The 21,248-nt window shown below is 38.9% G+C and carries 22 protein-coding genes; all 22 read left to right on the forward strand.

All coding sequences use genetic code 11. The features are described from left to right. Positions 1 to 93: 93 nt before the first annotated feature. A complete protein-coding gene (locus tag MWJ95_RS05395) occupies positions 94 to 264 on the forward strand; it encodes a hypothetical protein (protein ID WP_249104669.1) in 171 nt (56 codons plus the stop codon). A gap of 381 nt (positions 265 to 645) precedes the next feature. Next, positions 646 to 1,083: a ribose 5-phosphate isomerase B gene (rpiB, locus tag MWJ95_RS05400; protein WP_068986237.1), complete on the forward strand. Its 438-nt coding sequence runs from the start codon at positions 646 to 648 to the stop codon at positions 1,081 to 1,083. Between the two features lie 109 nt (positions 1,084 to 1,192). After that, positions 1,193 to 1,735: a TIGR01440 family protein gene (locus MWJ95_RS05405; RefSeq protein ID WP_249075155.1), complete on the forward strand. Its 543-nt coding sequence runs from the start codon at positions 1,193 to 1,195 to the stop codon at positions 1,733 to 1,735. Between the two features lie 60 nt (positions 1,736 to 1,795). Continuing rightward, positions 1,796 to 3,037 (forward strand): serine hydroxymethyltransferase, encoded by a 1,242-nt coding sequence (glyA, locus tag MWJ95_RS05410; protein WP_249104671.1) that lies wholly within the window; start codon positions 1,796 to 1,798, stop codon positions 3,035 to 3,037. Between the two features lie 279 nt (positions 3,038 to 3,316). Further along, a complete protein-coding gene (locus MWJ95_RS05415; protein WP_249075153.1) occupies positions 3,317 to 5,467 on the forward strand; it encodes a bifunctional diguanylate cyclase/phosphodiesterase in 2,151 nt (716 codons plus the stop codon). A 125-nt stretch (positions 5,468 to 5,592) separates the two neighbouring features. Beyond that, complete coding sequence (gene upp / locus MWJ95_RS05420) at positions 5,593 to 6,222, forward strand: uracil phosphoribosyltransferase (protein ID WP_249075152.1); 630 nt, start codon at positions 5,593 to 5,595, stop codon at positions 6,220 to 6,222. 223 nt (positions 6,223 to 6,445) lie between these two features. Further along, complete coding sequence (wecB, locus tag MWJ95_RS05425; protein WP_283175720.1) at positions 6,446 to 7,567, forward strand: non-hydrolyzing UDP-N-acetylglucosamine 2-epimerase; 1,122 nt, start codon at positions 6,446 to 6,448, stop codon at positions 7,565 to 7,567. Positions 7,568 to 8,084: 517 nt separating this feature from the next. After that, complete coding sequence (locus MWJ95_RS05430; RefSeq protein WP_249075151.1) at positions 8,085 to 8,456, forward strand: ATP synthase subunit I; 372 nt, start codon at positions 8,085 to 8,087, stop codon at positions 8,454 to 8,456. Between the two features lie 36 nt (positions 8,457 to 8,492). Next, entirely contained in the window at positions 8,493 to 9,215 is a 723-nt protein-coding gene (gene atpB, locus MWJ95_RS05435; RefSeq protein WP_249075150.1) for a F0F1 ATP synthase subunit A, read from the forward strand. A 64-nt stretch (positions 9,216 to 9,279) separates the two neighbouring features. After that, positions 9,280 to 9,504: a F0F1 ATP synthase subunit C gene (gene atpE / locus MWJ95_RS05440; RefSeq protein ID WP_249075149.1), complete on the forward strand. Its 225-nt coding sequence runs from the start codon at positions 9,280 to 9,282 to the stop codon at positions 9,502 to 9,504. A gap of 165 nt (positions 9,505 to 9,669) precedes the next feature. After that, positions 9,670 to 10,188, forward strand: a complete 519-nt coding sequence (gene atpF, locus MWJ95_RS05445; RefSeq protein ID WP_249075148.1) for a F0F1 ATP synthase subunit B — start codon at positions 9,670 to 9,672, stop codon at positions 10,186 to 10,188. Then, positions 10,185 to 10,721 carry a F0F1 ATP synthase subunit delta gene (locus MWJ95_RS05450; RefSeq protein WP_249075147.1) on the forward strand — a complete coding sequence of 179 codons (537 nt, stop codon included), beginning with the start codon at positions 10,185 to 10,187 and terminating at the stop codon, positions 10,719 to 10,721. Before atpF ends, MWJ95_RS05450 begins: the two co-directional genes overlap by 4 nt. Positions 10,722 to 10,749: 28 nt before the next feature. Further along, positions 10,750 to 12,258, forward strand: a complete 1,509-nt coding sequence (gene atpA, locus MWJ95_RS05455) for a F0F1 ATP synthase subunit alpha (RefSeq protein WP_248717828.1) — start codon at positions 10,750 to 10,752, stop codon at positions 12,256 to 12,258. Between the two features lie 47 nt (positions 12,259 to 12,305). Next, the gene (gene atpG, locus MWJ95_RS05460; RefSeq protein ID WP_053484440.1) at positions 12,306 to 13,163 is read left to right on the forward strand and encodes an ATP synthase F1 subunit gamma; all 858 of its coding nucleotides are present in this window, start codon (positions 12,306 to 12,308) and stop codon (positions 13,161 to 13,163) included. A gap of 48 nt (positions 13,164 to 13,211) precedes the next feature. Beyond that, positions 13,212 to 14,627 (forward strand): F0F1 ATP synthase subunit beta, encoded by a 1,416-nt coding sequence (gene atpD / locus MWJ95_RS05465; RefSeq protein ID WP_249075146.1) that lies wholly within the window; start codon positions 13,212 to 13,214, stop codon positions 14,625 to 14,627. Between the two features lie 24 nt (positions 14,628 to 14,651). Continuing rightward, positions 14,652 to 15,059, forward strand: coding sequence for a F0F1 ATP synthase subunit epsilon (locus tag MWJ95_RS05470; RefSeq protein ID WP_053484438.1), 408 nt, complete (start codon positions 14,652 to 14,654; stop codon positions 15,057 to 15,059). A 103-nt stretch (positions 15,060 to 15,162) separates the two neighbouring features. Then, complete coding sequence (locus MWJ95_RS05475) at positions 15,163 to 15,402, forward strand: DUF1146 family protein (RefSeq protein ID WP_249075145.1); 240 nt, start codon at positions 15,163 to 15,165, stop codon at positions 15,400 to 15,402. Positions 15,403 to 15,933: 531 nt separating this feature from the next. After that, positions 15,934 to 17,247, forward strand: coding sequence for a UDP-N-acetylglucosamine 1-carboxyvinyltransferase (murA, locus tag MWJ95_RS05480; protein WP_249075144.1), 1,314 nt, complete (start codon positions 15,934 to 15,936; stop codon positions 17,245 to 17,247). A gap of 482 nt (positions 17,248 to 17,729) precedes the next feature. Next, positions 17,730 to 18,665 (forward strand): stage II sporulation protein D, encoded by a 936-nt coding sequence (gene spoIID / locus MWJ95_RS05485; protein WP_481817344.1) that lies wholly within the window; start codon positions 17,730 to 17,732, stop codon positions 18,663 to 18,665. A gap of 37 nt (positions 18,666 to 18,702) precedes the next feature. Further along, positions 18,703 to 19,365 carry a M23 family metallopeptidase gene (locus tag MWJ95_RS05490; protein WP_249075142.1) on the forward strand — a complete coding sequence of 221 codons (663 nt, stop codon included), beginning with the start codon at positions 18,703 to 18,705 and terminating at the stop codon, positions 19,363 to 19,365. Between the two features lie 351 nt (positions 19,366 to 19,716). Continuing rightward, entirely contained in the window at positions 19,717 to 19,977 is a 261-nt protein-coding gene (locus tag MWJ95_RS05495; protein ID WP_249075141.1) for a sporulation transcriptional regulator SpoIIID, read from the forward strand. Positions 19,978 to 20,248: 271 nt separating this feature from the next. Continuing rightward, positions 20,249 to 21,244: a rod shape-determining protein gene (gene mreB / locus MWJ95_RS05500; protein ID WP_249075140.1), complete on the forward strand. Its 996-nt coding sequence runs from the start codon at positions 20,249 to 20,251 to the stop codon at positions 21,242 to 21,244. Positions 21,245 to 21,248 lie beyond the last annotated feature (4 nt).

Raw genomic sequence — 21,248 nt, forward strand, 5'->3', positions numbered from 1 at the left:
GAAGAACGACAACGACGGAAAGAACTGGCGAAGCGACGGAAAGAGCGACCAGGGCGACGGAAAGAAGAGACAAAGTGACGGATAGCCCGCAGAGTGACGGAAAGAAGAGCGGCAACGACGGAAAGAATAGACGAAGCGACGGATAATGTGGCCAGAGTGACGGATAGAAGAGGCAAAGAGATGGATAAAGAACGGCAACGACGGAAAGAGCGACCAGAGCGACGGAAAGAAGAGCGGCAACGACGGAAAGAACTGGCGAAGTGACGGAAAGAGCGGCAAGAGCGACGGAAAGAAGAGCCAAAGTGACGGATAGCCGCACTCGCATTTTGCACAGAATCCCACCATAGTGCCAACTATTGGTAATACATAGAAATAATATTGATATAGTTTGTCCACTATAATGACAAAGGTAAAAAATCTTTAGAAGATAGAATATTGCAACAAAAGACTTTTATCCGAATTTATCAACATGATATTCACAATATCCACAGGAAAATGAGTTTAAAAGTGAATGATTTTTCGTTCACTTACAAGAAATGTTCGTCTTTTAGGAGAAATCAGCATAAAAATGCAAGAAAAATCATGTTATTCTTGGGGGAGAAGTGGTACACTAGTGTTGACTATATTTCGAAAAGAGGGAACCCAGTGAGAATAGCAATTTCTTCTGATCACGGAGGCAATAACTTACGTCGTGAGATTATGCAGCTGTTAGATGAGCTAAACATTAGCTACGAAGATTTTGGTCCACAATCTGCGGATTCAGTAGACTATCCTGATTATGCAAAACCAGTTACAGAAGGTGTTGCTAGCGGGGAATTTGATAAAGGTATTTTAATTTGTGGTACAGGCATTGGTATGTCCATTGCTGCAAATAAAATTAAGGGGATTCGTTGTGCTTTAGTACATGATTTATTTAGCGCAAAAGCAACGCGTTGCCACAATGATTCAAATGTTTTAGCAATGGGTGAGCGTGTTATTGGGCCAGGCCTTGCACGTGAAATTGCAAAAGTATGGCTTGAAACAGATTTTGAAGGTGGTCGTCATACGCGACGCATTGAAAAAATCGCTGAGCTTGAGCAATAAGAAAAGCAATTAAGTTTGTTAAGATATGTCCTAAGCTAAAAAGGTTCGTCAAAGAGTGTTTTTTTAGCTGTGTGACATAAATAATTTAGAAATTAAGGGGCTGAGCATAGTGGTTGTACAACAAATACGAACACATTTGACTCAGTTACTCAGTGAATTTGAAGAGCAGGTAACCCTACGACCAAATACTATTTTTGTCGTAGGCTGCTCGACATCTGAAGTGATTGGTCAGAAAATTGGCACAGCAGGTGCGCTTGAAATTGGAGAGGCGATTTTTGAGCCGTTGCAGGCATTTGCAAAGAAACATCAACTACATCTAGCGTTCCAAGGATGTGAGCACATTAATCGTGCGATTACTATGGAAGCAACAACGGCAGACCGATTTGGTTATGAACCTGTGTCGGTTGTACCAGTTCGTACAGCAGGCGGCTCAATGTCCGCTTATGCCTTTACGCAATTTACAAATCCTGTTGTTGTGGAAGCTGTGCAAGCAAATGCAGGCATTGACATTGGTCAAACGCTTATAGGTATGCATTTAAAGGCAGTAGCTGTTCCGGTTCGTACTTCTGTAAAAATGGTAGGAGAAGCGGTTGTAACGATAGCAACAACACGCCCAAAGCTGATTGGCGGAGAGCGTGCAGTATATAAATAAAATTACCTCTGAAATCAGTGGTATACAAATAACGATTATACTTAGGAGGCTTTTTCAAACATGGCATACGAAAAATTAGCAGTACAAGACAAAGCAGTATTAGACGGAATTCTTGCGGAAAAAAAACGTCAACAAGCAAATATTGAGTTAATCGCATCAGAAAACTTTGTTTCTGAGGCAGTAATGGAAGCACAAGGTTCTGTTCTAACAAATAAATATGCTGAAGGTTATCCAGGTAAACGCTACTATGGCGGCTGTGAACACGTAGATGTTGTGGAAGATATCGCACGTGATCGTGTGAAAGAAATCTTCGGTGCAGAATATGCAAACGTACAACCACACTCTGGTGCTCAAGCAAACATGGCTGTATACCACACAATTTTAGAACCAGGTGACACAGTACTTGGGATGAATCTATCTCACGGCGGTCACTTAACACATGGATCTCCTGTAAACTTCTCAGGTATTCTATATAACTTCGTTGAATACGGCGTAACAAAAGATACGCAAGTAATCGATTATGAAGATGTACGCCAAAAAGCATTAGAACATAAGCCAAAACTAATTGTTGCAGGTGCATCTGCCTATCCACGTGAAATCGATTTTGCTAAATTCCGAGAAATCGCTGATGAAGTAGGCGCGTACTTCATGGTGGATATGGCACATATCGCGGGTCTTGTAGCAGCTGGTGAGCACCAATCTCCAGTGCCATATGCTGATTTTGTAACATCTACAACACATAAAACATTACGTGGTCCACGTGGTGGTCTAATCCTTGCTTCGAAAGAATGGGAGCAAAAGCTTAACAAATCTGTTTTCCCAGGTATCCAAGGTGGACCATTAATGCACGTAATCGCTGCAAAAGCTGTTGCATTCGGTGAAGCATTACAACCAGAATTCAAAGAATATGCAAAACAAATTAAAGCTAATGCAAAAGCTTTAGCCGAAGTATTAATGGCAGAAGGTGTTGAAATTGTATCTGGTGGTACGGATAACCACTTGTTACTTCTTAACGTGAAATCTCTTGGCTTAACAGGAAAAGTAGCAGAGCACGCACTTGATGAAGTAGGGATTACAACAAATAAAAATACAATCCCTTACGATACAGAATCTCCATTCGTCACTTCTGGGATCCGTATTGGTACACCAGCTGTAACATCTCGTGGCTTCAATGAAGAGGACATGAAAGAAGTTGGGGCAATTATTGCTACGGTTCTTAAAAATCCAGAAGATGATGCAGTTAAAACTGAAGCAAAAGCTCGCGTAAAAGCTTTAACTGACAAACATCCATTATACGTATAATTTAATAGATAAGGCTGTGGTTAAAGTGGTAAATTTCACTTTAGCCACAGCTTTTTTTTGGCTTAGCGACTTAGTGGCTCATTGAACACTCTTATGGAATCCTCCTTTAATTTGGGTATTAAGTTATTTTAAATGTCCTGTTTTTGAATTTATTTACATAAACTTAGTAGAAAAGGATATATTATATAGTAGAGTGGGACAAATAATGTCCAGAAAAAGCGACAATTCATTGAATTTTTATGTACAATGTAAATGAGATTTCAAGGGAGGAGGGGCTAGATGGCTACTAAAACAATGGTCGTAGAACATGAAATGCTATTAAATACAATTCGCAGACTAGGTGATAATTCTAGAGAAAGTTATGTTATTTTTGATGCAACGAATAATCATTGCGTATTGGAATGTAATGATTCGTTTTGTACGCTTACAAATTCTACACGTTCGCACATCATAAATAATGATTATTTTTCATTCATGTCAAACGAAGAACAGACGACTATTAAAATGATTAAAGATAAAATACATAGCGGGGTCATGGTACAAACAAAATTGGACCATAGTTGCTTCGATAAACCTCCTTTTTTAGCAGAGATACAAGCGCTCCCATTTCAAAATAATAAAAATGAAACATTGTATGTGCTAGTAGTTGTGAAGGATGTTACGTATTACCATACTGACGAATTTTTAATGCGCCTTGAAAAAGTTATGTACGAAGCGATTGAAAAGGATTATTCCTTTGACAAAAAGATGGATGTTATTTGCAGTAGTTTAGATGAATTTTTTATGCCAAGAATCACAAGTATGGTACTTGTTAAAACTGAGGCAGATCAATTACGGGTTTTTAAAGGGAACGACAAATTAAAAGATTTGCCGGAGCTTAGTGAAACGAAAGAATTTTTTAAGAGAGTTATGCAAGGGGAGACATCCATTTTAGTTAAGAATTTGGATGAGATTGATATTCCAATAGAACATAAAATGTTGGCCCAATCATCTGAAATGCCTTATGGATGGTTTATGCCGATATACAATCAACAACACCAAGCAATTGGATTGTTCGCGATATTTTCAAGGCAGCCTTGTTGTGACCAAAACTTTTTTGAAAGCATGTTTCGAAAAATCGGTGCTCTTGTTGCATTGGCATACTCGTATGCAAAAACGCAAAAAAAGATATGGGATTTAGCCTTTATTGATATTACAACGGGTCTGCCGAATCGTCATAGTTTTTTAAACAAGGTAGAAAAAGAATACGGTCAAAATGGCAATATTAAAATCTTAAAGCCAAGCGAATTCCATCAAATTGTCGAGTTGTATGGTCGGGAAGCGGGGGATGAGCTTTTAAGACAAATTGCTAAACGTCTAAATGACGAGAAGAATGATCATCACGAATATATTGCTAGATTTACAAGCTCTAGTTTAATCATGGCAAATGCGACATCCGATGAAGATTTCTTCTATTATAAAAGGCGTATAAATGAGATTATTCGTCAGCCCTTTATTGTGGGGGGAAAGCAAATTTATATTACATTGAAAACTGGAATTGCTTTCTATAACAATGAGATGAAGATTACGGATGCTATTCGCTTTGCAGATAATGCTGTATCGTTTGCGGCCAATAATCCGGGCACCCATATGGAAATATTCACACAAGAAAGAAATGATGAGCTTGAGCAGCAAATGACAGTGTTAAACCATTTGGCGCAAGCGATAAAAAACAAAGAAATCTCAGTGAATTTACAGCCAAAGGTTGATTTACGGACAGGAGAAATTCAAAGTATGGAAGCACTTGCCCGCTGGATTTCGCCAAAACTTGGTTTCGTATCACCGGCCATCTTTATTCCTGTGGCAGAAAGTGCAGGAAAGGTACGCGAAATCGATATTCAAATATTAGAGATTGTACTTTCGTGGTTAGCAGAACGCAAAAGACTAGGAAAAAAATTAGTGAAAGTAGCTGTGAATATTTCGCCTGATCATTTTTACTATGCTCATTTTGTACAGGATACAGTGGAGCTCGTCCAGAAATACGATATAGATCCGAAATATATCATTTTAGAAGTAACGGAAAATATAGGACTAGTTGATTTTCAGACCGCTTTTTCAATTATCCAGGAATTAAAGGACTACGGCTTTAAAACGTCGGTGGACGATTTTGGAACAGGTTTTTCATCATTAAGTTATTTACAAAGACTGCCGTTTACTGAATTGAAAATAGATCGAAGCTTTATTCATGCTATTAATGATGATGCGACACTGGCGATTGTCCAATCTATTATTCAATTAGCGTTAAATCTAGGAATGACTCCTGTCGCAGAAGGTATTGAAAATAAGGAACAGGTTGAGATTTTACGGGCACTTGGCTGTACGGTAGGACAAGGTTATTTCTATTATAAGCCGATGACAATAGAGCAGTTAGATGCAGTACTTGATGAATAATTGCTATTATATGTAGCAAACATTCTTGAAAAGGAGTTGTCAAAAATTTAATTTTGAGACGACTCCTTTTTTCTGTTATACTAGGTTAGATAAAAATGAATCCGAACGGTTAGGAGAGAATCCCTTTGAGCAAAGTATACGTATTTGATCATCCACTAATCCAACACAAATTAACTTATATTCGTGATAAGAATACAGGAACAAAAGAATTCCGTGAGCTAGTAGACGAAGTTGCAACATTAATGGCATTCGAAATTACACGAGAAATGCCAGTAGAGGAAATTGAAATTGAGACACCAGTTACAGTTGCTAAAACAAAAGTCCTTTCTGGTAAGAAACTTGCGATTGTACCGATTCTACGTGCAGGTATTGGCATGGTAGATGGCGTATTAAATCTAATTCCAGCTGCTAAAGTTGGACATATCGGTCTTTATCGTGATCCAGAAACTTTAAAACCTGTAGAATACTATGCAAAACTTCCAGCAGATGTAGAAGAACGTGATTTCATCATTGTAGACCCAATGCTTGCAACTGGTGGATCAGCAGTGGAAGCGATCAACTCACTGAAAAAACGTGGGGCGAAAAGCATTAAATTTATGTGCTTAATCGCTGCGCCAGAGGGTGTAAAAGAAATTCAAGATCAGCATCCAGATGTAGATATTTATATTGCTGCACTTGATGAAAAACTAAATGACCATGGCTACATTGTCCCTGGTTTAGGTGATGCAGGCGACCGCCTATTCGGTACAAAATAATACTGAACGGATTTCAACAGAAATCAACCACACGTTATGGTGAAAATCCAAACTAGGTTTAGTATGTAATTTTTAGGAAACATAAATTTTTTGGGAGCGTCCTTCAATATTGAAGGACGTTTCATAGTATGTAAGCGAATTACTTTACTTGCTTCATTCAATGCAGATCAATGGAAGTAAAGTACTTTTCATACAAATATAACAAAGGACGGTGCAATTCGTTTTGACGAAAAGATGGAAAGTAATGACGATTTTCGGTACGAGACCAGAGGCTATTAAAATGGCTCCACTTGTATTGGAATTACAAAAGTATCCTGAGCAAATAGAATCGATTGTGACAGTAACGGCGCAACATCGCCAAATGCTCGATCAAGTTTTAGAAACATTTAAAATTACACCAGACTACGATTTAAATATTATGAAGGATCGTCAAACATTAATTGACGTGACGACGAATGCATTACAAGGCTTAGACAAAGTCATGAAAGAAGCAAAACCGGATATAGTTTTAGTACATGGTGATACAGCAACAACTTTCATTGCGAGTCTAGCTGCATTTTATAACCAAATTGCTATTGGACATGTGGAAGCAGGTCTTCGAACTTGGAATAAATATTCACCATATCCAGAGGAAATGAACCGCCAGTTAACAGGTGTTATGGCTGACCTTCATTTCGCACCGACGGAAGTCTCAAAGAAAAACCTTTTAGATGAAAATAAAAATCCTGAAACTATTTTTGTCACTGGTAACACAGCGATCGACGCATTAGCTACAACAGTAAGTGAACATTACACACACCCTGTACTAGAAAAAATAGGTTCGGATCGTATGATTTTATTAACAGCACATCGTCGTGAAAATCTAGGCGAACCTATGCGTCATATGTTTAGAGCGATTACTAGAATTTTAGCAGAGCATGAAGATGTACAAGTTGTTTATCCAGTTCATATGAACCCAGCTGTACGAGAAATAGCGAATGAAATTTTAGGGGACAATAAGCGTGTTCATTTGATTGAACCTCTTGAGGTCTTCGATTTCCATAACTTTGCGGCTAATTCTTATATGATTTTAACTGATTCTGGTGGTGTCCAAGAAGAAGCACCTTCTTTAGGTAAACCAGTTTTAGTACTTAGAGATACAACAGAGCGCCCAGAAGGTATCGCTGCAGGGACTCTTAAGCTAGCAGGAACGGAAGAAGAAACAATCTACTCTTTAGCAAAACAATTAATAGAAGATAAAAAGGCTTATGAAGCAATGGCGAAAGCGTCAAATCCTTATGGTGATGGACATGCTTCTGAACGTATTGTGAAGGCACTTCTGGAATTTTTACAAAAAAGCAAGTAATATCCCTTTTTGAAATCAAAAAATGAGTCTAATGTACTAATCGCGACGGGCAGGCTAATTTACGAGCATATATGCGTCGTAAATTAGCTTTTTTTTGCGCAAACGTGAACTTTGATTTTGAAGTTATGAATTTTCATACACAAATTTGTCAACAATTTGACAAGAGTATAGTGGCTGTGAAGTTTTTCTCCTTTACTAATTGACTTCAAATATCTCCTATTGTATGCTTACAAAGGGTAAGAATGATAAGGGTTTCTATTCGTAAATAGAGGTTGAAACACTTGTTACATCAAGTTTCTACTAAATTGACAGTTCAAACCAAATACTGTCGATTTGCAACGTTTTGTGCGTTTCGGGGTGTAAGATATTTTTTGGATTTACACCTGTAATTTCAAAAAAACGCTCTCCCGTTACTATTCCGCTGTGAGTAGTGTTTTTCACTGCTCTTTTCTGATTTCACATAGTGGTCAGCAAACGTTTCTTTACTCGAAAAATTGATTCAGGAGATTACAAACCAATGCTAGATTTGCATCACATTTTTGCTGTGCAGAAGAGAGCGTTATTTTTTTTGCTCGCACTCTGTGCATTAGGCTGGGGATTTACACCCTATCAGACGGTTTTTGCGGGCATCGCAATCGGTGCATTCTTTGGTACGTATAATTTTTGGATTTTAGTTCGCCGTATGGAGAAGTTTGATCGATCCATTAGTGAAGGGAAGAAAGTAGGCTCACTTGGTACAGCGCTTCGCTTTGCATCAGGTGTAGCGGCAGTCGCTTTAGCCATTTCGTTGCCAAACTATTTTCACTTAATTAGCACGGTCATAGGGCTAATGATTCCGTACGTTTTTCTCTTTGTCGAGAGAATAGTGTCACATGTAAGGAACCGCTAATGTGCTTTAAATTAGAAAGAGAGGTGAAAAATAACAATGAATCATAAAGCTCCATTACAAGTAGTTGATTTCGGTTTGTTTACACTAACATTCAACCTTTCAACTGTTATGATGTTACTAGTTGCGGCTGTAATCGTTTTCTTAATCGCATTTATCTCAACTAGAAGCCTAAAGTTAAAACCTACAGGTATGCAAAACTTTATGGAATGGATTATGGATTTCGTAAAGAACATCATCAAAAGCAACATGGACTGGAAAACTGGTGGACGATTCCACATTTTAGGTATCACGTTAATTATGTTTATCGCAGTATCTAACTTATTAGGTCTTCCATTCTCTATCGTCTATAACGACGAACTTTGGTGGAAATCTCCTACAGCTGACCCAACTGTTACAATGACTCTTGCAACAATGATTTTAGCCTTAACACATTTCTATGGTATTAAAATGAAGGGGACAGGCCATTATGGTGGTACATTCTTCAAACCTATGGCATTCATGTTCCCGCTAAAAATCGTTGAAGAGTTTGCAAATACTTTAACATTAGGTCTTCGTCTTTACGGTAACATTTATGCGGGTGAGATTTTACTTGGCTTAATCGCAAGCTTAGCAGCATCAGGTGCCGTTGGATTCGTCGGAGCAATTGTTCCAATGATGGCATGGCAAGGTTTCTCTATTTTCATCGGCTTTATCCAAGCCTTTATCTTCACAATGTTAACAATGGTTTACATGGCTCATAAAGTGAGCGATGACCATTAATATAAAGCATATTTCTTATGCTTGAACCAAAAAAAACAAACAATTCCAAGGAGGAAATTTTCAAATGGTAGGTTCAATAGGTTTATTAGCAGCAGCAATCGCAATCGGTCTAGGTGCACTTGGTGCAGGTATCGGTAACGGTCTTATCGTTTCAAAAACAGTAGAAGGTATCGCTCGTCAACCAGAAGCTCGTGGCGTTCTACAAACTACAATGTTCATCGGGGTAGCATTAGTTGAAGCCCTTCCAATCATCGCAGTAGTAATCGCATTCATCGTAATGAACAAATAATTCAGTTGTATACTGAATTCTAGTGGCGAAGCAGGAATCTCCAGATGAAACTTCGCCCTTCATTTTGGAACTGATAAAAGCTATGTGTAAATATAGCTTTTTAAAATAGGTAGTTTTTTAAATTATTATGTTGAAGTTAAAGCTCTTGAAGGGAGTGAAACAATCGTGTTTTTAGATTATCTTGTACTAGGTTCAGGTACTGGTTTTAACGGTGGTGATATCGTATCAACATTAGTGATTTTCTTAGTGTTAATGCTATTACTTAAAAAGTTCGCTTGGGGTCCACTTATGGGCATCATGCAACAACGTGAAGAATTAGTAGCTAGTGAAATCGAAGCAGCTGAAAAAGCGCGCAAAGATTCGCACCAATTTTTAGAAGAACAAAAGAGCCTTCTTAAAGAAGCTCGTACGGAAGCACAATCGATTGTTGAAGGCGCTAAGAAGCAAGGCGAAATGCAAAAAGAAGAAATTCTTACTGCAGCTCGCAATGAAGCAAACCGCTTAAAAGAATCGGCTTTACGTGAAATTGAGTCTGAAAAAGAAAAAGCTATTGCAGCTGTACGTGATGAAGTCGTTTCATTATCTGTACTTGCAGCATCTAAAGTCCTTAGCAAAGAGATTTCTGAGGCAGACAACCGTGCTCTAATTGAAGAGACGATTGCGAAGGCAGGGGAAGCTCGATGAGTAATTCAACTGTAGCAAAACGTTACGCACAAGCGCTTTTTGAATTAGCGCAACAAAAAAACATTCTTGCTGAAGTTGGAGCAGACTTAAATGAGCTAACAAAAGTAGTCAAAGAATCTCCTGATTTTTTAACACTATTAAATGCTCCTAAGTTCTCTATCGAACGTAAGAAACAAATGGTAGCAGAAATCTTTGCAGGTGCAACTACAGATGTTTTACACACAGTTCAACTACTTGTTGAGAAAAAACGTGTAAACGAACTGAAGCTTATTGCTAACGCATATGCTGAGCTTGCTGCACAGGCACAAGGTACTGCGGATGCAACAGTATTCTCTACTCGTGCACTTTCTGCTGAAGAAAGTACTAATATTTCAACAGTATTTGCGAAACTTGTAGGGAAACAATCATTAAACATTACAAACGAAATTGATCCATCACTTCTTGGTGGTATTCGTGTTCAAATCGGTAATCATATTTATGATAGCTCAGTAGCGAACAAGCTTGAGCGCCTAAAACGTGAATTGATCGGTTAATAATTTAGAAATGTGAGAGGTGACATACATGGGCATCAAGGCTGAAGAAATCAGCAGTCTGATTAAACAACAGATTGAGAATTATGAATCTGAACTTAAAGTAAGCGAAGTTGGTACAGTTATCCGTATTGGTGACGGTATCGCTCTTGCTCATGGCCTCGACAACGCCATGGCTGGAGAACTTCTTGAGTTCTCTAATGGTGTTATGGGTATGGCTCAAAACCTAGAAGAAGGTAACGTTGGTATCGTAATCTTAGGTCCATACGCTGACATCAAAGAAGGCGATGAAGTTCGTCGTACAGGTCGTATCATGGAAGTACCAGTTGGTGAAGAACTAATTGGCCGTGTTGTAAACCCACTTGGTCAACCAGTGGATGGACAAGGTCCAATCAACACAACAAAAACTCGTCCAATCGAAAGTCCAGCTTTCGGTGTAATGGCTCGTAAATCAGTACACGAACCACTACAAACTGGTATCAAAGCGATTGACGCTTTAGTACCAATCGGTCGTGGTCAACGTGAGTTAATCATCGGTGACCGTCAAACAGGTAAAACATCTGTAGCAATCGATGCAATCCTTAACCAAAATGACCAAAACATGATCTGTATCTATGTTGCAATCGGTCAAAAAGAGTCTACTGTACGTGGTGTAGTAGAAACTCTTCGTAAAAATGGCGCTTTAGATTACACAATCGTTGTGACAGCTTCTGCTTCTCAACCAGCTCCATTATTATTCTTAGCACCATTTGCTGGTGTATCTATGGCTGAAGAATTCATGTTACAAGGTAAACACGTTTTAATCGTGTATGATGATCTTACTAAACAAGCATCAGCTTACCGTGAACTTTCACTTCTTCTTCGCCGTCCTCCAGGTCGTGAAGCTTACCCTGGTGACGTTTTCTACTTACACAGCCGCTTACTTGAACGTGCTGCGAAGTTAAACGAAACATACCAAAATGGTTCTATTACAGCTCTTCCATTCGTTGAGACACAAGCTGGGGATATCTCTGCATACATCCCAACTAACGTAATCTCAATCACTGATGGACAAATTTTCTTACAATCTGACTTATTCAACTCTGGGGTACGTCCAGCGATTAACGCCGGTCTTTCTGTATCACGTGTAGGTGGATCTGCTCAAATTAAAGCGATGAAAAAAGTTGCGGGTACACTACGTCTTGACTTAGCTGCATTCCGTGAGCTTGAATCATTCGCTCAATTCGGTTCAGATTTAGATAAAGTAACGCTTGCTAAACTTGAACGTGGTAAACGTACGGTTGAAGTTCTTAAACAAGACCTTAACAAGCCACTTAAAGTTGAAAAACAAGTTGCTATCCTTTATGCACTAACTAAAGGTCATTTAGATGATATTCCAGTACAAGATATCGTTCGCTTTGAACGTGAATTCTTAAGCTGGTTAGATACAAACCACACAAACGTTTTAGATCATGTTCGTACTACAAAAGAACTTGCTCCTGATGCGGATTACGTAGCAGCTTTAACAGAGTTCAAAAAAACTTTCGCTAAATCAGAATAAGTTCGAGTTAGTCACTTGATTAAAAAACAAAAGGTGGTGAAATACCAGTGGTAAACTTACGCGAAATTAAAGGTCGTATTAATTCTACAAAGAGTACGAAACAAATCACGAAAGCGATGCAGATGGTTTCTTCTTCAAAGTTACGTCGTGCAGAGCAAAACGCTAAAGCGTACGTTCCTTACATGGAAAAAATCCAGGATGTAGTAGGCGCGATTGCTTCAGGAACAAAAGACAGTGGACATCCAATGTTAACTGCTCGTCCTGTTAAGAAAACAGCTTACTTAGTCATTGGTTCTGACCGTGGTCTTGCAGGTGCTTACAACTCAAGTATCCTACGTCAAGTACAACGTACAATTGACGAGCGTCATAAATCAAAAGACGAATACGTTATTTTAGCGGTAGGTCGTGTTGTTCGTGATTACTTTGTGAAACGTGATCATAATGTCATCAGCGATGTTGTCGGTCTTCCGGACCAACCATCATTTGCTGATATTAAAGAAATCGCTCGTAAAGCTGTTGGTATGTTCACTGATGGTACTTATGATGAACTTTATATGTACTACAATCACTTTGTCAGCGCAATTGCTAGCGAAGTGACAGAGAAAAAACTTCTTCCATTAACGGATCTTGCACCTGCTAGCAGTAATGCTTCTTACGAATTTGAGCCATCTGGTGAAGCAATTCTTGAAGTGTTACTTCCACAATACGCGGAAAGCTTAGTTTACGGCGCATTATTAGATGGAAAAGCAAGTGAACATGCTTCTCGTATGACGGCTATGAAAAATGCAACTGATAACGCTTCTGATCTTATTTCAGACCTTTCATTGCAATATAACCGTGCGCGTCAAGCGGCGATTACACAAGAAATTACAGAAATCGTTGGTGGAGCTGCAGCCTTAGAATAGGCCAGCTTCCCAATGTCGTATAAGAATACGATAGGAGGGTACACAGTAATGAATAAAGGACATGTTATTCAAGTAATGGGTCCAGTTGTTGACGTAAAATTTGACAATGGCCAATTACCAGCAATCTATAACTCATTAACAGTTAAGATTGAACGTCCTAATGAAGAACCAACAATTCTTGCATTAGAAGTTGCTCTTCATTTAGGTGATGATTCTGTTCGTACAATTGCAATGTCATCTACTGATGGCTTACAACGTGGAGCAGAAGTAACAGACTCAGGAAAAGCTATCTCAGTACCAGTTGGTGAAGTTACTTTAGGTCGTGTATTCAACGTACTTGGAGAAGTTATCGACTTAGGTGAAGAGATTCCAGCTGATGCACGCCGTGATTCAATTCACCGTGAAGCACCATCTTTCGAGCATCTTTCAACTACAGTTGAAATTCTTGAAACAGGTATTAAAGTAGTAGACTTACTAGCACCATATATTAAAGGTGGTAAAATCGGTCTATTCGGTGGTGCCGGTGTAGGTAAAACGGTATTAATCCAAGAATTAATCAACAACATCGCACAAGAACACTCAGGTATCTCTGTATTCGCTGGTGTAGGTGAGCGTACTCGTGAAGGGAACGACTTATTCTTCGAGATGAGCGATTCAGGCGTTATCAAGCAAACAGCGATGGTATTCGGTCAAATGAACGAGCCACCTGGTGCACGTATGCGTGTAGCATTAACTGGTCTTACAATGGCGGAATACTTCCGTGATGAACAAGGTCAAGACGTACTTTTATTCATCGACAATATCTTCCGTTTCACACAAGCAGGTTCTGAGGTTTCTGCCCTATTAGGTCGTATGCCTTCTGCGGTAGGTTACCAACCAACACTTGCAACTGAAATGGGTAAATTACAAGAACGTATCACATCTACTAACAAAGGTTCTGTAACTTCTATTCAAGCGATCTACGTACCAGCCGATGACTATACTGACCCGGCTCCGGCTACAACTTTCGCCCACTTAGATGCAACGACTAACCTTGAGCGTAAATTATCAGAAATGGGTATCTACCCTGCGGTTGACCCATTAGCTTCGACTTCTCGTGCTTTATCACCAGAAATCGTAGGTGCTGAGCACTACGCAATCGCTACTGGCGTACAACGTACAATCCAACGTTACCGTGAATTACAAGATATCATTGCGATCTTAGGTATGGATGAATTATCTGATGAAGATAAACAAACAGTAGAACGTGCTCGTCGTATTCAATTCTTCTTATCTCAAAACTTCCACGTTGCGGAACAATTTACTGGTCAAAAAGGTTCTTATGTACCTGTTAAAGAAACTGTTCGCTCATTCAAGGAAATCCTTGATGGCAAATGGGATCACCTACCAGAAGATGCTTTCCGTCTAGTTGGTTCTATTGATGAAGTAGTTGAAAAAGCGAAAAGCATGGGCGTAGAGGTTTAATACTAGGGACGAGGAGGAAAAAATATGAAGACAGTTCTAGTCAATATTGTCACTCCCGACGGCCCAGTATACGATTCTGAAGTATCAATGGTAATCGCTAAAACAACTTCAGGTGAAATCGGTGTTCTTGCAGGCCATATTCCTATGGTTGCTCCACTTGCAATTGGTGCAGTGAAGCTTAAAAAAGAAAACGGTTCAACTGAACTAGTTGCCTTAAGCGGTGGTTTCATTGAAGTTCGCCCTGAAAAAATTTCAATTTTAGCTCCTTCTGCTGAAATTGCTGAAAGCATCGATGTTAAACGTGCTAAAGAAGCCGTTAAACGTGCTGAAGGTCGTCTTCAAAGTAAACAAGATAACATTGATTTCAAACGTGCTGACCTAGCATTAAAACGTGCGTTGAATCGTATCAACGTTCATGAGGGTAATATCTAATTCAAATTTTAACGGGCAGATTCAACATCTGTCCGTTTTTTAACTTTATGCTCTATATACCGTTTGAACGTATCGCTAGAGGACTTAATATGGAGGAATCAATATGGAAATATATGAGGCAATAGGGCAGGACGCTTTAATAGGGATTTTATCGCATATATTTTTTATCGCTATTACCTTTTATGCACTACAAGCTTTTATGTTAGAAAAGCTCTTCAAGAAGAACAAAGTATTTCAAATCCAATTAATTTATATTTTAGTAAGTATTACGATAGGATCAGCTGTTTCAAATTTCTTTCTGCAAATTTCAAACTGGTCTGGGAAGCTTCCGTATTTATTTTAATAGCCCCTTATTACTATCTTTATGTTAGTAAGTGAATCTACATATTTCACAGGGCTTTATAACATAATTTATGTGGTCCTTTGAAATATGTAAAAATCAGTTTTACATCTCTCAAATGTTTTGAAAGCGAAAGAGAAGCGACAACTACAGATGTCTTAGTAGCGAAAGCAAAGCGACAGGTGTGCAGTACCTCACCACTGCTTAAGATGGTGAGATGAAGCACACGCCATGATACTGGGGAATAATTGATATAATTCCATTAGATTTTGTTTTTGTTCACAAATCATTGGGTATATATTAGAAATTAACACATTTCTTCCGTGTTATTGGTCATTCACAAAAAAAAAAAACATGCGTACAATAAATTAAATAGCAAAATATCAATAAATGACGTAAAATAGTGATTTGGATGCTTGAACGAGCGTAAAAAAAGTTGTACTATAGAGTTGTTTGTTTACTGATTATGACATTATACTTCTTTTTAAAATAAAATTTTGATAGGTTAATAGATTGAATTCGGAGGGACATAGGGTGGAAAAAATAATAGTGACTGGCGGCCAAAAGCTACAGGGAAAAGTACGGGTTGAGGGCGCAAAAAATGCAGTGTTACCAATCCTAGCAGCAGCTTTACTTGCTTCTAAAGGAGAAAATGTAATTAAAGAAGTCCCTAACTTAGCAGATGTCTTTACTATAAATGAAGTACTAAAAAGTTTAAATGCAGCAGTTACATATATACCAGAGGATAATACAGTATATATTGATACAACAAAAGAACTTTCTAGTGAAGCTCAATTTGAATATGTCAGTAAAATGCGTGCATCGATTTTAGTGATGGGTTCTTTATTAGCTCGTAATGGCTATGCTCGTGTTGCTTTACCTGGGGGATGTGCAATCGGTTCCCGTCCAATTGAGTTACATTTAAAGGGCTTTGAGGCGATGGGAGCAAAAATTTCTTTTGGCCATGGCTATGTAGAGGCGAAGGCAGAAGGACGTTTAAAAGGCGCAAATGTGTATTTGGACTTCCCAAGCGTGGGGGCAACTGAAAATATTATGACAGCTGCAGCCTTAGCGCAAGGAACAACTGTAATTGAAAATGCTGCGAAAGAACCTGAAATCGTAGATCTTGCAAACTTCATTAATAATATGGGTGGTCGTGTTATCGGTGCAGGTACGAATACAATTCGTATCGAAGGAGTCGATACATTATATGGTACAGAACATCATATTATTCCTGACCGTATTGAAGCTGGAACATTTATGGTTGCAGCAGCAATTACAAAAGGGGATGTAACGATTGAAAATGCTGTTCCCGAGCATATGACAGCATTAATTGCAAAGATGCGTGAAATGGGTGTAGAAATAACAGAGCTTGAAGAAGGAATCCGTGTACGTGCTCCTAAAGCATTAAAAGCTGTTGATATTAAAACTATGCCACATCCAGGCTTCCCAACAGATATGCAATCACAAATGATGGCCTTGATGTTAACTGCTGAAGGTACGAGTATTATTACGGAAACGGTTTTCGAAAATCGTTTTATGCATGTTGAGGAGTTCCGTCGCATGAATGCCGGTGCTAAAATAGAAGGACGTTCTGTGTTTATCGAAGGACCTGTAAAGCTTCAGGGTGCTGAAGTAATGGCCACTGATTTACGAGCTGCGGCCGCACTAATTTTAGCAGGTCTTGTATCTGAAGGTGTGACTAGAGTGACAAAGCTTCATCATTTAGATCGTGGTTATGTTGATTTCCACGGCAAACTAGCTGCACTTGGCGCACAAATTGAACGTGTACCAGTAGAAGAAGTTATCATTGAAGAGAAAACAACTGTTGAATTACCAACAAACTAAATAGATTGATGAACCCTTTGCTTACGAGCAAAGGGTTTTTTTAGTCATGTTGGTGAGAGTCTGGTAAACAAGATTGAGTGATGTACATGTAAAGGATGCGAAAAAAAGCATATTTCCGCCATATAAGAGGATGTTAATTCCTATTTATTAGAGTTTTTAAAACGTATACCATGCAATTAGTTGATTGGAGTGGAGGCTGGGCGACTCCTTGGGGATCAGCGATAGGGGAACGAAGGCTAAGAGCATCACATCCTGTGATAACGCCTTCGTGACCAACATCTTGTTCGCCCGAGACCCTGGAGCGAGCAACGCGAGTGAAGCGGCTCATCGGACGCCCCCAGGAAGCTCTGCTCTGCGCGAAAGCGAAGCGTCAGCGGCAAAGCGCCCAGCCGGAACGGAAATCAACTTCACGCTATGGTGATAAGAGATTTTTAGAGAGCCCTCAATCACATATTTTGAAAAGTTTCAGCATATTATTCCTTATGAAAAAATGGATGATGAGTATAGGCATAATTTGTTTGATTGGAGCATTATATATGCTTCCTGTGGCATTTGGTGAGAGGCTTACGGTTGGAGATTCGCCTGAAACAACAGAGCAAGCTTGTGAAATATTCATAGAAGTGGAGGGACAAAAGGAAAAAATCCCTTTAGAAACGTATGTAACGGGTGTGGTAGCGGCAGAAATGCCTGTTTCATTTAAAAAAGAAGCTTTAAAGGCGCAAGCTATTGCAGCAAGAACATATGCGTTAAAATCGACAAATTACGGTGAAATAGCTATCGCTCCTACAGTTGCTAGACAAGTTTTTTACAATAAGGAACAAAGAAAAGCGAATTGGACTAGCAATTTCCCGGGGAATGAAAAGAAAATTGTCGAGGCCATTAATGAAACGAAAGGACAAGTTCTTCTATATAATAATGAATTAATTACGGCAATGTTTCATTCTACTAGCAATGGGAAAACAGAGAGTGCCTACGATTTTAGTGGCAATGATGTACCTTATTTACAAAGTGTTGCGAGCATTTCGGATCAATCCTCACCAAAGTTTTCAGCGATGAAAGAATGGACATTAGCTGAATGGAATGCTTTGTGGCCTGTTAAATGGCAGGAAAGTGATTTCAACCTTGTACAGTATTTTTTAAATGATTCGGGACGTGTTGAGCGCATGCAATTAGGTAAGAATGTGTGGTCAGGGCGAGAAATTCGAACACTTTTAGAAATACCATCAACGGATTTTAAAATTGCCTATAATTCAGCTGCCGGAAAAGTGCAGGTAAGTACGAAAGGATACGGGCATGGGGTAGGAATGAGTCAATATGGAGCAGAGGCTATGGCAAGTGATGGGAAAACTGCTTCCGAAATTTTACACTATTATTATCAAGAAACAGAAATAAAAAAGATAGATGCATGTTTAAAATAACTTCTAGTTGTTCACACTGCAACTAGAGGTGATGAAAATGAGAGAGGATAAAAATAGTAAAACTTCTCAAAATCAAGATGAAAAAGTTCAATTACAGAAGAAACCGTGGTTTTGGCCAGTTGTTTACGCTGGTGGTGCTCTAATGCTAGCAGGTTTGCTACTTGGTTACAATAGTCTTGTATCAAAAGAAGAGGCTCCGTTACCAACAGTAGCAGAAGTAGATTCAGGTCCTGTAGTTGAAACAAATGCAAAAACAGAAACAATGAAGTACCCGTTCAAGGAAGCGAATCTTAGTAAAATTCAAGTTTCGCAAGAGTTTTATGAAGTAGAGGCAAATGCAGAGTCGCGTGAAAAAGCACTTATGGTATTTAATCAAACATATACGACATCTTCTGGTATTTCTCTTTCTATGAATGGTGAAGAATTCGAAGTACTTGCTGCTATGAGTGGTAAAGTAAAACAAGTAAAACTTGATGCGTTTACAGGCAATAAAATCGTTATTGAACATGCCAATGGTCAAGAAACAACTTATAGCTCTGTAAAAGACATTGCTATCAAGGAAGGCGATCAGGTAACGCAAGGTCAAGTAATTGGGAAAGCGACTGATAATGAGTGGAATCAATCAGCTGGCGTACATTTGCATTTTGAAGTTCTAGAAAACGGAAAATATATTAATCCGAAAAAGTTACTAGCCTTTTAACTTATTTCAGTAAGAGTTTTGTGTAACGTAAGTGCAATGCTAGTTTAAGTCACTTTTCAGTGCTTATCCAAAATGTAAGCACTACAGAATCGGCTTTGTGCAAGAGCAAAGCCGATTTCGTATGCCGTGATGCAGAAGCGTGATGGATGATAGGAAATTCGTAGATTTCAAATATAGTAAATGATTCATTTACATTGAGAGAAACGAATACTAAAAAATGCATAAAAAATCGGTATTTTATCGTGAAAATGTAAAACGTGTTCTGAATAGCTTTGTCCTCACATAAGGTGAAGAAATGCGCAGACGTGCATCTGATGCCATTTGTGAAATTGTGTGGAAAGGACGAAGAACGTGCACGAGCACATTCGGAAGCGCTGCATACGCCTCGGTGAATTATTGATTGAGACGCGTGAGACTGTGCGTGTCCTCGCGAAAATGACAGGTTATTCAAAAAGTACGGTGCACAAAGATTTAACAGAGCGACTACCAACAATTCATGAAGCATTAGCTGAGCAAGTGAAAGAAATACTCGCCTACCATAAGGCCGTACGTCATATTCGTGGAGGAGAGGCAACGAAAAACAAGTGGAAAGAAAGAGCGAGTCAAGAATGATTCGTTCTTTTTTTAATGCGAAGGACAAGCTAGATACATATTTCCTGAAAGCGTCCAACTGTAACGGAAGTCACCCCTTCGATTTGCTAAAGAATCAAAAAGATTGCTGAAGGATTTCATCTTTTCATTAACTGTTCATATAATTGAAAGGAATGAAGTTCGATTCACAAAATTAGGTGTAATTACCAAAAGGATATGATAAAATATTCTAGATAAACATATAAAAATGAACGTTATGTAGTTGGAAATGGCGGGAAGGAGAAATTATAAAATGTTTTCGAAAGATATAGGCATTGACCTAGGAACTGCGAACGTATTAATCCACGTTAAAGGCAAAGGAATCGTCTTAAATGAACCATCAGTTGTGGCGATCGATAAAAAAACAAATAAAGTATTAGCGGTGGGGGAAGAGGCTCGCCAAATGGTAGGGCGTACACCGGGTAATATTACTGCAATTCGTCCACTACGAGATGGTGTCATTGCAGATTTTGACGTTACTGAAGCGATGCTAAAACATTTCATCAACAAATTAAACGTCAAAGGGTTTTTAGCGAAGCCACGTATTTTAATTTGCTGTCCAACAAACATTACTAGTGTTGAGCAAAAGGCGATCCGTGAAGCCGCAGAAAAATCAGGTGGAAAAAAAGTATACTTAGAAGAAGAACCTAAAGTTGCAGCTATTGGAGCAGGCATGGATATATTCCAACCTAGCGGCAATATGGTCGTTGATATTGGCGGCGGAACAACAGATGTGGCAGTCCTATCAATGGGTGATATTGTAACAAGTGAGTCCATTAAGGTAGCTGGAGACAATTTTGATAATGATATTTTGCAATATATAAAAAAAGAATATAAATTGCTAATTGGTGAACGTACGGCAGAAGCCATTAAAATAACAATCGGTACAGTCTTTAAAGGTAGCCGAGACGATTCAATGGACATTCGTGGCCGAGACATGGTGACAGGTCTACCACGTACAATAACGATTCACTCTGAAGAGATTGAACGTGCATTACATGAATCAGTCGCTATGATTGTTCAATCTGCAAAAAATGTTTTAGAAAAAACGCCACCAGAGCTATCTGCGGATATCATTGATCGTGGAGTCATTATTACAGGCGGTGGTGCGTTACTGCACGGTATGGACCAGCTATTAATCGAAGAGCTAAAGGTACCTGTGTTCGTTGCAGAGCAACCTATGGATTGTGTAGCAATCGGTACAGGAATTATGCTAGAAAATATTGATCGAGTGCCAGCATCCTTATAAAAAT

It is taken from the genome of Lysinibacillus sp. Bpr_S20 (assembly GCF_023337835.1).
Lineage (GTDB): Bacteria > Bacillota > Bacilli > Bacillales_A > Planococcaceae > Lysinibacillus.

Excerpts from the sequence above, each read along its gene's own strand:
- MWJ95_RS05430 (WP_249075151.1), top strand. The coding sequence starts at position 8,085 with ATGCTAGATTTGCATCACATTTTTGCTGTGCAGAAGAGAGCGTTATTT.
- mreB (WP_249075140.1), top strand. The coding sequence starts at position 20,249 with ATGTTTTCGAAAGATATAGGCATTGACCTAGGAACTGCGAACGTATTA.
- atpB (WP_249075150.1), top strand. The coding sequence starts at position 8,493 with ATGAATCATAAAGCTCCATTACAAGTAGTTGATTTCGGTTTGTTTACA.
- spoIID (WP_481817344.1), top strand. The coding sequence starts at position 17,730 with ATGAAAAAATGGATGATGAGTATAGGCATAATTTGTTTGATTGGAGCA.
- atpD (WP_249075146.1), top strand. The coding sequence starts at position 13,212 with ATGAATAAAGGACATGTTATTCAAGTAATGGGTCCAGTTGTTGACGTA.
- atpE (WP_249075149.1), top strand. The coding sequence starts at position 9,280 with ATGGTAGGTTCAATAGGTTTATTAGCAGCAGCAATCGCAATCGGTCTA.
- MWJ95_RS05415 (WP_249075153.1), top strand. The coding sequence starts at position 3,317 with ATGGCTACTAAAACAATGGTCGTAGAACATGAAATGCTATTAAATACA.
- MWJ95_RS05490 (WP_249075142.1), top strand. The coding sequence starts at position 18,703 with ATGAGAGAGGATAAAAATAGTAAAACTTCTCAAAATCAAGATGAAAAA.
- MWJ95_RS05450 (WP_249075147.1), top strand. The coding sequence starts at position 10,185 with ATGAGTAATTCAACTGTAGCAAAACGTTACGCACAAGCGCTTTTTGAA.
- atpA (WP_248717828.1), top strand. The coding sequence starts at position 10,750 with ATGGGCATCAAGGCTGAAGAAATCAGCAGTCTGATTAAACAACAGATT.
- MWJ95_RS05475 (WP_249075145.1), top strand. The coding sequence starts at position 15,163 with ATGGAAATATATGAGGCAATAGGGCAGGACGCTTTAATAGGGATTTTA.
- MWJ95_RS05470 (WP_053484438.1), top strand. The coding sequence starts at position 14,652 with ATGAAGACAGTTCTAGTCAATATTGTCACTCCCGACGGCCCAGTATAC.
- glyA (WP_249104671.1), top strand. The coding sequence starts at position 1,796 with ATGGCATACGAAAAATTAGCAGTACAAGACAAAGCAGTATTAGACGGA.